11 protein-coding genes and 1 pseudogene are annotated in these 9,272 nt (G+C 69.1%); all 12 read right to left on the bottom strand.

The window, feature by feature from the left end; genetic code table 11:
* Positions 1-260: pseudogene (locus VFB40_RS19525) on the bottom strand (hypothetical protein); the annotation flags it as partial.
* 199 nt (positions 261-459) lie between these two features.
* Positions 460-864: a F0F1 ATP synthase subunit epsilon gene (locus tag VFB40_RS19530; protein WP_324852711.1), complete on the bottom strand. Its 405-nt coding sequence runs from the start codon at positions 862-864 to the stop codon at positions 460-462.
* Between the two features lie 118 nt (positions 865-982).
* Positions 983-2,416, bottom strand: a complete 1,434-nt coding sequence (atpD, locus tag VFB40_RS19535) for a F0F1 ATP synthase subunit beta (protein ID WP_324852713.1) — start codon at positions 2,414-2,416, stop codon at positions 983-985.
* Between the two features lie 55 nt (positions 2,417-2,471).
* Entirely contained in the window at positions 2,472-3,380 is a 909-nt protein-coding gene (locus VFB40_RS19540; protein WP_324852715.1) for a F0F1 ATP synthase subunit gamma, read from the bottom strand.
* 71 nt (positions 3,381-3,451) lie between these two features.
* Positions 3,452-5,092, bottom strand: coding sequence for a F0F1 ATP synthase subunit alpha (atpA, locus tag VFB40_RS19545; RefSeq protein ID WP_324852717.1), 1,641 nt, complete (start codon positions 5,090-5,092; stop codon positions 3,452-3,454).
* A 104-nt stretch (positions 5,093-5,196) separates the two neighbouring features.
* Positions 5,197-6,009, bottom strand: a complete 813-nt coding sequence (locus tag VFB40_RS19550) for a F0F1 ATP synthase subunit delta (RefSeq protein ID WP_324852719.1) — start codon at positions 6,007-6,009, stop codon at positions 5,197-5,199.
* Positions 6,009-6,596 carry a F0F1 ATP synthase subunit B gene (locus tag VFB40_RS19555; RefSeq protein ID WP_324852721.1) on the bottom strand — a complete coding sequence of 196 codons (588 nt, stop codon included), beginning with the start codon at positions 6,594-6,596 and terminating at the stop codon, positions 6,009-6,011. The genes VFB40_RS19550 and VFB40_RS19555 overlap by 1 nt, the downstream gene beginning before the upstream one ends.
* Positions 6,597-6,635: 39 nt before the next feature.
* Positions 6,636-6,878 (bottom strand): ATP synthase F0 subunit C, encoded by a 243-nt coding sequence (gene atpE, locus VFB40_RS19560; RefSeq protein ID WP_324841042.1) that lies wholly within the window; start codon positions 6,876-6,878, stop codon positions 6,636-6,638.
* A gap of 70 nt (positions 6,879-6,948) precedes the next feature.
* The gene (gene atpB / locus VFB40_RS19565; protein ID WP_324852723.1) at positions 6,949-7,761 is read right to left on the bottom strand and encodes a F0F1 ATP synthase subunit A; all 813 of its coding nucleotides are present in this window, start codon (positions 7,759-7,761) and stop codon (positions 6,949-6,951) included.
* Between the two features lie 180 nt (positions 7,762-7,941).
* Positions 7,942-8,214, bottom strand: coding sequence for an AtpZ/AtpI family protein (locus VFB40_RS19570; protein WP_324852725.1), 273 nt, complete (start codon positions 8,212-8,214; stop codon positions 7,942-7,944).
* A gap of 133 nt (positions 8,215-8,347) precedes the next feature.
* On the bottom strand, positions 8,348-8,749 hold the full coding sequence (locus tag VFB40_RS19575; protein WP_324852727.1) for a Cg1360 family ATP-synthase-associated protein: 402 nt from the start codon (positions 8,747-8,749) through the stop codon (positions 8,348-8,350).
* Positions 8,750-8,984: 235 nt separating this feature from the next.
* Positions 8,985-9,272: hypothetical protein (locus VFB40_RS19580; RefSeq protein WP_324852729.1), on the bottom strand; the 288-nt coding region annotated here is incomplete at its 5' end.

Genomic DNA, 9,272 nt, shown 5'->3' on the forward strand with positions numbered 1-9,272 from the left:
GATCTGGTGCGGGTGCCGCGCCGGTGCGGTTCGCTCTGGGCGGCCGAGCGGTAGTGGCCCTCGGGGTCGCCGTTCGCGTGTGCGTGGGACTGACCGAAATGCACCGCAGCCCGCGCCGACCCAGGGGTCAGACGCAGGCTGCAATCGAAAGTGCCACCACGGCGGCGAATCACCACCCGCCGGGTGAACAACGCGCCTATGGCACAGAGCACCACGAGTGCCACGGCGGCGAGCCATTCCAGCAGCGCGGTGAGGATCATCACCGACACCGCCACCGCTCGCCGAGACCGCTCACCGTTGCGCGCACGCTTCTCCGTTGTCGCCGCTCACTCGCACTTGCTCGCCGCGGTCGGCTGCGTCGTCCTTCTCGCAGCCGGCCCTCGCCGATCGGTGCTACGTACTACCACCCGACGTGACTCGTATACGTAGTATCTCTTGCGCCGACGAACTTTTGCGCACCTACTGTGCGGTTAGCCGACCCGCCGCCCTCAGGCGCAGCTCAGCGCGCTCGGCAGCGGCCTCGGAGTCCTTGTCGAACTCGCCCGCGCGGGCCCGGGCCAGCGCCTCCTCCGCCCTCGCGACGTCGATCTCGTTGCTCAGCTCCGCCGACTCGCTCAGCAGCGAGACCCGGTTCTCGTCCACCGCGATGAAGCCGCCGTGCAGCGCCACCCGCAGCGTCTCCCCCGGCGCGCCGTCCTCGATCGTCTTGATCACGGCGACCGAGGGCTTCAGCACCGACATGATCGGCTGGTGGCCGGGCATGACGCCGACGTCGCCGTCCGCCGTCTTGGCGATCACCATGGACGCCTTGCCGGACCAGACCTCGCGGTCGGCCGCGACCAGCGCCACTTCGAGTTCAGCCACGGTGCGGCTCCTCCACTCTTGATGCGAAAGGCTGGCGACCCGTATCCGTGTCCGCCGGGAGCGGGAGCGCTACTCGTGCTGCTCCCGATCCCGGCGGAGACGGTGCGGACTGCTGCTGCTACTTGGTCAGTTCCTTGTACTTGCGCTCGAGGTCCTCGAGACCGCCGCACATGAAGAACGCCTGCTCCGGCACGTGGTCGTACTTGCCGTCCGCGATCGCCGTGAACGCCGCGATGGTCTCGTCCAGCGGCACGAACGATCCGTCGAGGCCGGTGAACGTCTTCGCCACGAACGTGTTCTGCGACAGGAAGCGCTCGATGCGCCGGGCGCGCTGCACGGTGAGCTTGTCCTCTTCGGACAGCTCGTCCACGCCGAGGATCGCGATGATGTCCTGCAGGTCGCGGTACTTCTGCAGGATCGCCTTGACCCGCGAGGCGGTCTCGTAGTGGTCCTGCGAGATGTACCGCGGGTCGAGGATCCGGCTGGTGGAGTCCAGCGGGTCCACGGCCGGGTAGATGCCCTTCTGGGTGATCGGGCGGCTGAGCACCGTCGTCGCGTCCAGGTGGGCGAAGGTGGTGTGCGGCGCCGGGTCGGTGATGTCGTCGGCGGGCACGTAGATCGCCTGCACCGAGGTGATCGAGTGACCACGGGTGCTGGTGATCCGCTCCTGCAGCTCACCCATCTCGTCAGCCAGGGTCGGCTGGTAACCCACCGCGGACGGCATACGGCCGAGCAGCGTGGACACCTCGGAACCGGCCTGGGTGAAGCGGAAGATGTTGTCGATGAACAGCAGCACGTCCTGCTTCTGCACGTCGCGGAAGTACTCCGCCATCGTCAGCGCGGACAGCGCGACCCGCAGGCGGGTGCCCGGCGGCTCGTCCATCTGGCCATAGACCAGGGCCGTCTTCTCGATGACGCCGGTCTCGGTCATCTCCGCGATCAGGTCGTTGCCCTCACGGGTGCGCTCGCCGACGCCGGCGAACACCGACACACCGCCGAAGTTCTCGGCGACGCGATAGATCAGCTCCTGGATCAGCACGGTCTTGCCCACGCCCGCGCCGCCGAACAGGCCGATCTTGCCGCCGTTCACGTAAGGGGTGAGCAGGTCGATGACCTTGATGCCGGTGGTGAACATCTCGGTCTTCGAGTCCAGCTGGTCGAAGCTGGGCGCCTTGCGGTGGATCGGCCAGCGCTCGGTGACCTCGAAGCGCTCGCCCTCCTTGAGGTTGAGCACGTCGCCGGTCACGTTGAACACGTGGCCCTTGGTGATGTCTCCGACCGGCACCGAGATGGCCTCGCCGGTGTCCTTCACCTCGGCGCCGCGCACCAGTCCGTCGGTCGGCTTCATCGCGATCGCGCGGACCATGTTGTCGCCGACGTGCTGGGCGACCTCGAGGGTCAGCGTGCGGGTCTCGCCCTGGAAGTCGTAGTCGATCGTCAGCGCGTTGAAGATCTCCGGCATCGCGTCGACGGGGAACTCCACGTCGACGACGGGGCCGATGATCCGCGAGACGCGGCCGACGCCGGTCGTGGTCTCAGTGGTCGTCGTCATTTCATCTCCGTCACGGTCTCAGCGGCCTTCAGTTCTGATCGGCGCTGTCTCATAACTACTGGTTCTCCGCCGAGGCGTCGGCCAATGCGTTCGCGCCGCCGACGATCTCGCTGATCTCCTGGGTGATCTCCGCCTGGCGGGCACTGTTGGCCAGCCGGGTGTAGGTCTTGATGAGCTCGGTGGCGTTGTCCGTCGCCGACTTCATCGCCCGCCGCCGCGCCGCGTGCTCCGAGGCCGCGGACTGCAGCAGCGCGTTGAACAGCCGCGCCTTGATGTAGTGCGGCAGCAGCGCGTCGAGCACCTCGGCGGGTGAGGGCTCGAACTCGTAGAGCGGGAAGACGCCGCCGGCCGGGGCCTCGGTGGTCTCCTCGATCTCCAGCGGCAGGAAGCGGGCCGCGACCGGGTTCTGCGAGAGCATCGAGACGAAGCGGGTGGAGACCACGTGGATCTCGTCCACGCCGCCGTTCTCGCCGCCCTTCTCGAAGGCCTCGATCAGCGCGTCGCCGATCGCCGCCGCGTCGCCGTACTGCGGGTTGTCGGAGAAGCCGCTCCACTCCCCGGCCAGCTGAACCCCGCGGAACCGGTAGTACCCGGCGCCCTTGCGGCCGACCACGTACCTGTCGACCTCCTTGCCCTCGCCGACCAGCAGCGCGGCCAACTGCTCCGCCTGCTTGATCGCGCCGGTGTTGTACGCGCCGGCGAAGCCGCGGTCCGCGGTGATCAGCAGGATCGCCGCGCGCTGCAGCCGCGGCCGCTCGCCGATCAGCGGGTGCTTCGCGTTGGAGTGCGAGGCGACCGCGGAGACCGCGCGGGTGATCTCCCGCGCGTACGGGGTCGACTGCGCGACGCGCTGCTGCGCCTTGACGATGCGCGCGGTGGCGATCAGCTCCTGGGCGCGGGTGATCTTCTTCGTCGAGGAGACGGACGCGATGCGCCGCCGATAGACGCGAAGTTGCGCTCCCACGGCCTCAGCCCTCCCTTCCGGATTCGAACTGCCCGGACGCGCCGGGCTGCACAGTGCTCACGGTAGGCGCCTCAGCCCTTCGCGTGCCGGGTGATGGTCTCCTGGCCCACCTCGGAACGGTCCAGCGGCTTGGCCGCCTCGCCGCCGCGCAGCAGCGTGCCGGCGCCCGTCTCGAAGGTGTTCTTGAAGCCGTCGATCGCCGAGCGCAGCAGGTTGATCGTGTCGTCGGAGAGCTTGTCGTTGGTCGACGCGATGCTCTGCAGGATCTCCGGGTGCGCGGACTTGAGGTGGTCGAGGAACTGGCGCTCGAAGCGGCGCACGTCCTCGGCCGGGACCTCGTCCAGCTCGCCCGAGGTGCCCGACCAGATCGAGACGACCTGGTCCTCGACCGGGTACGGGGTGTACTGCGGCTGCTTGAGCAGCTCGACCATGCGCTGACCGCGGGCCAGCTGCGCCTTGGAGGCGTCGTCGAGGTCTGACGCGAAGGCCGCGAACGCCTCCAGGTCGCGGAACTGCGCCAGGTCGACGCGCAGCGATCCGGAGACCTGCCGCATCGACTTGACCTGCGCCGCGCCGCCGACCCGGGACACCGAGGTACCGACGTTCACCGCCGGGCGCACGCCCGAGTTGAACAGGTCGGTCTCCAGGAAGCACTGGCCGTCGGTGATGGAGATGACGTTGGTCGGGATGAACGCGGAGATGTCGTTGCCCTTGGTCTCCACGATCGGCAGGCCGGTCAGCGAGCCGGCGCCCATGTCGTCGGACAGCTTCGCGCAGCGCTCGAGCAGCCGGGAGTGCAAGTAGAACACGTCGCCGGGGTAGGCTTCGCGGCCCGGCGGGCGGCGCAGCAGCAGGGACATCGCGCGGTACGCCTCGGCCTGCTTGGACAGGTCGTCGAACACGATCAGCACGTGCTTGCCGGCGTACATCCAGTGCTGGCCGATGGCCGAGCCGGTGTACGGCGCGAGGTACTTGAAGCCGGCCGGGTCGGACGCCGGAGCGGCGACGATCGTGGTGTACTCCAGCGCGCCGTTGTCCTCAAGCGCCTGGCGCACCGCGGCGATCGTCGAACCCTTCTGGCCGATGGCGACGTAGATGCAGCGCACCTGCTTCTTCGGGTCGCCGGAGGCCCAGTTCGCCTTCTGGTTCAGGATCGTGTCGATGCAGACCGCGGTCTTGCCGGTCTGCCGGTCGCCGATGATCAGCTGGCGCTGGCCGCGGCCGATCGGGGTCATCGAGTCGATGGCCTTGATGCCGGTCTGCAGCGGCTCGCTGACCGACTGGCGCTGCATGACCGAGGGCGCCTGCAGTTCCAGGACGCGCCGGGTCTCCGCCTCGATCGGGCCGAGGCCGTCGATCGGGTCGCCGAGCGGGTTGACCACCCGGCCGAGGAAGCCGTCGCCGACCGGGGTGGACAGGATCTCGCCGGTGCGGCGGACCGTCTGGCCCTCCTCGATCTCGGCGTAGTCGCCCATGACGACCACACCGATCTCCCGCACGTCCAGGTTCAGCGCGATGCCGAGGGTCCCGTCCTCGAACTTCAGCAGCTCGTTCGTCATGGCCGAGGGCAGTCCCTCGACCTTGGCGATCCCGTCGCCGATCTCGATGACCGTACCGATCTCGTCGACGTTCGCGGCCGAAGGCTCGTACGACGAGACGAAGCGCTCCAGCGCGTCCCGGATCTCCTCGGGACGGATCGTGAGCTCCGTCATGAGTCTTCCCTTACTCCCTTAGGTTCTCTCGGGCCTTCGCCCGCGAATTCGGTACTGCACGCCCTCGGTCGGAGGGCTACGTCTGACGTGTGGTCATCAATCCACTACTGCGACACGCGCCGCGCGGCCTCGTTGATGCGCCCGGCGACCGAGCCGTCGATGATGTCGTCGCCGATCCGGATGACCATGCCGCCGATGAGCGCCTGGTCCAGCTCGACGTTGAGGCGGACCTCCCGGCCGTAGGCCCGCGCCAGGATCCCGGTGAGCCGCGAGCGCTGCGCCTCGGTCAGCGGCACCGCGGCCGTGACCAGGGCGGTAACCCGCGACCTGCGCTCGGCCGCGATCCGGCTGAGCTCCTCGACCCCGTGCACCGCGTTGCGGCCGCGCGGAGCGGCCACCAGGCGGTGGATCAGCCGCAGCGCCGACGGGTTCGCCTTGCCCGCGAGCAGCGAGTCCACCAGCGCGGTGCGCTGCGAGGCCGGGATGCGCTCGGACAGGGCCGAGGCCAGCTCCGGCTCCGCGGCCAGGATCCGGCCGAAGCGGAACAGGTCGTCCTCGACCGCGTCGAGGGTCCCGGCCCGCTCGGCCAGGGCCAGCTCGGCCTCGGTGGCCAGCACGTCGAGCGCGTCGGCCAGGTCGCGCGGCGCGGACCAGCGGCCGCGCACGGTGCCCGCGACCAGCTCTACGGCCGGGTCGCCGACCTTGCCGGACAGCAGGGTGGTCACCAGCCGGGCGCGCTGCTCCGGGTCCCGGGACGGGTCGGTCAGCAGCCGGCGCAGCGCCACGTCGCCGTCGAGCAGGGCGCCGATGGCGGCCAGGTCGTCGGACAGCTTGGTGACGTCGGTCGCCGGCACCGCGGTGAGCGCGGCCAGCGCCTCCTGCGCCTGCTGGAGCGATTCCCGACTCGCGCCGCGCATCAGCCCACCTGCTCCGCCGCGGGTGCGGCTCCGGCCTTGCCGGCGCGCGCGCCCTCGACGCCGAGCCGGGCGTCGAGCTCGTCGAGGAAGCGGTCGATGATCCGCTCCTGCAGCGCGGCGTCGGCCGCGCGCTCCCCGACGATCTTGTCGGCCAGTTCCACGGCGAGCTTGCCGAGGTCGGCCTTGAGCACGGAGACCGCGGAGTTGCGGTCGGCGGCCAACTGCGCCTGCCCGGCGGCCACGATGGACTCGCGCTGCCGGTTCGCCTCCTCGCGGGCCTTGTCGACCAGCGCGGCGCCCTCGGCCTGGGCCTTGGCCCGCACCTCGGCCGCCTCGTGCCGGGACTCGGCAAGGCGCGCGGTGAAGTCGGCCTTGATCCGCTCGGCCTCGGCCTGCGCGGCCTCGGCCTTCAGCAGGCCGCCCTCGATCGCCTCGGTGCGCTCCTCGAGCAGCTTCTTGATACCCGGCAGGGCCCTGGAGTACAGGAAGAAGAACACGATGGCGAACGCGATGATGCCGAGGATCAGCTCGGGGCCGTCCGGAAGGACCGGGTTGTGGTCGGCCAGAATCGTGACCTGGTGTCCCACGGTATTGCCTCCTTAAGGCAGTCGTCCGTGAGGAGCGGCTTACTTGAAGACGAACGGCATGACGATGCCGAGCAGCGCGAGCGCCTCGGTCAGCGCGAAGCCGATGAACATGTTCGTGCGGATCATGCCGGCGGCCTCGGGCTGACGGGCCATCGCCTCGACGCCGTGGCCGAAGATCAGACCGATGCCGACACCCGGGCCGATGGCGGCCAGGCCGTACGCGACCGCGCCGAGCGAACCGGTGACGTTGTTAGCGCCGGCGATGACTTCAACAGCGGACATGGGTTGCGTTTCCTTCTGGTCGAACCGGCGGGCTCTCCACCGGTTGGCTTGTGGGGCTTGCGTGTGCGGCTCAGTGCCCGGCGTTGTAGGACTCGCCGATGTACTGCGCGGTGAGGATCGTGAAGATGTAGGCCTGCAGGGCCTGGATCAGCATCTCGAAGGCGGTCAGCACGACCACCATCACCGCGGATCCGGCCGCGAAAAGCGCGCCCATCGAGGCGCTGGTCAGGTACCAGGTCGCGATCATGAACGTGGCCAGCAGCATGTGGCCGGCGAACATGTTCGCGAACAGCCGGACCATCAGGGTGAACGGCTGGATCACCAGGACCCTTAGCCATTCGACCGGGATCAGGATGATCAGCACCAGGAACGGCACCCCGCTGGGGATCACCTTGCGCAGGAAGCCGACGAACCCGTTCTGCTTGATCGCCTGGTACCAGTAGGTCAGGTACGTCATCAGCACGCAGGCGGCCGGGAAGGCGATCTTCGAGGTCGCCGGGAACTGGGCGATCGGGATGATCTCCATCAGGTTCATCACCCAGATGAAGAAGAACAGCGAGAACAGGAACGGCACGTACCGGTCCCCGGACTTGCCGATCATCGGGCGGGCGATCTGGTCCCTGATGAACAGGTATCCGAGTTCTCCCACGTTCTGCGCCCCGCGCGGCACCAGCTTCGGCCGGCGGAACGCGTAGTAGAAGTACACGCACACGATCCCGGCCGACACCAGGGCGATCAGCATCGGCTTGGTGAAGTGGAACCCGCCGATCGAGAAGATCGGGCTGAAATAGAAGTCATCGAGCGACGGCGCGGGGAACCCGCACCCGGAGCCCAGGTGGCAGCCGGAGGCGAGCAAGGTGCTCGCGGTTGCCGTGGTACTCACCGGTTCACTCCTTCGGCTTGGCGCATCGCAGTCGCCGGTGCGGGACTGGGTGTTGAAGTGGGCTTGGAGGACTGTAACTGTATGAGGCTGCCCGGGCCGATTCGCGGGCCCGTTTTCACCGATTCGACCGGTCTGTTCACCGCCGGTTCGCTCGGGCCTCGGCGCGGGTAGGGCGGAGCGTCACTTCTTCCGGCTGCCGCCGTTCTCCGCCTTGCTCACCGTGTGGACCGTGTACCAGGTCGACAGCGCCACGCCGAAGAGCACGCCGAACAGCAGCAGGATCGGGTGTCCGGTCCACCGTCCGAGAAGGTAGCCGAGTCCGCCGTAGACGGCGATGGCCGAGACCATATGGCCGACGATGGTCCACATGGTGGCGTCGGTCTGCTTGGCCTCCGCCAGCACCGACTCATCGTCGGCGGGCGGCTCAGCGGGTGTTCGGGTCGTCGGGCTCATCGCCCGCCCCGGTGCGCGCTCCCGCGTGCTCCCGGCACAGCTCGGCTCCGCGACGACGCCGCAACGAGTGGCCGGGACGCGCGCGGTGGCTGATCCGGGCGGCGGCTCGTCGGGGCATGGCGGTCATCGGGGATCACAGCTTCCCGGGCTCGACGTAGAAGGTCTTGGCCTTCATCCACGAGCGCACCTGGGTGCCGCTCCAGCACAGCACGCACGCGATCGCGGTGATCCCGAAGGCCCGCGGGTTGAACAGCGTGGTGTCCCGGAACTGCGCGGTGACCACCGCGAGAATCAGAATCTTGACGAGGTAGGTGGCCAGCGCCGTGATCATCATGCTCTGCGGGCTGACCCGCGCCGCGCGGCCGACCACCACCGTGGAGATCAGAAAGAACAGGGTGACCATCGCGAGCGCGAGCACCGCGCCGAGCACTCCCTTGCCGCCGGCCGCGATCGCGGCGACGGCGGCACACAGCACGCCCACGGCCGCGGTGGGCACGGCGGATTGCCGTAGCGCGCGGACGTCGTCGGCCTGCATGGTGTGGCTCCGGAGGGCTCGTGGGGTCTGGGCTCGGGGTCACGGGCTGCGTCATATTAAGAGCGGCGGGCAGGTTCCATCGGCTGCGGTCGCGTCCTCGATGGTTCCTTGCTCGTGAAACCTATCACAAACGGCAGAGCGCGTCTTTACCCGGTCGGCGTGGTTTCGATCACGTACGACACGCGGGAAGCGCCGATTTCGTTGGGTATCCAGCCACTGACTACTCAACCGCAGCTCAACCGTGTGGCCGCCGCGTTTCCCCGGCGCTGTGCACGAGATCGGGCAGTTGCGGCCTGGCCGCGCCGTGGGGGCCGGCGACCGCGTTCTCGGCGTTGAAGGCCGTCGCGACGGGGACGCTGCGGCGTGCGCGGGCCGCGGCGTGACGCGCGGTACGCCGGTCCGCGCGCGCGTCCATGCGCCTGCGTGCTTGGGGCAGCAGCAGGACGAGGAGCCAGAGGCCGAGGGCGCCCATCGCGTAGAGGATCGGCGGGCGGTGCGGCGGGGTGACTGTCGCCAGGATCAC

This window comes from Actinocrinis sp., assembly GCF_035650855.1.
Lineage (GTDB): Bacteria > Actinomycetota > Actinomycetes > Streptomycetales > Catenulisporaceae > Actinocrinis.

Coding starts and splice junctions, on each gene's coding strand:
- atpD (WP_324852713.1), bottom strand. CDS start 2,416: ATGACGACGACCACTGAGACCACGACCGGCGTCGGCCGCGTCTCGCGG.
- atpA (WP_324852717.1), bottom strand. CDS start 5,092: ATGACGGAGCTCACGATCCGTCCCGAGGAGATCCGGGACGCGCTGGAG.
- VFB40_RS19550 (WP_324852719.1), bottom strand. CDS start 6,009: ATGCGCGGCGCGAGTCGGGAATCGCTCCAGCAGGCGCAGGAGGCGCTG.
- atpE (WP_324841042.1), bottom strand. CDS start 6,878: ATGTCCGCTGTTGAAGTCATCGCCGGCGCTAACAACGTCACCGGTTCG.
- VFB40_RS19570 (WP_324852725.1), bottom strand. CDS start 8,214: ATGAGCCCGACGACCCGAACACCCGCTGAGCCGCCCGCCGACGATGAG.
- VFB40_RS19575 (WP_324852727.1), bottom strand. CDS start 8,749: ATGCAGGCCGACGACGTCCGCGCGCTACGGCAATCCGCCGTGCCCACC.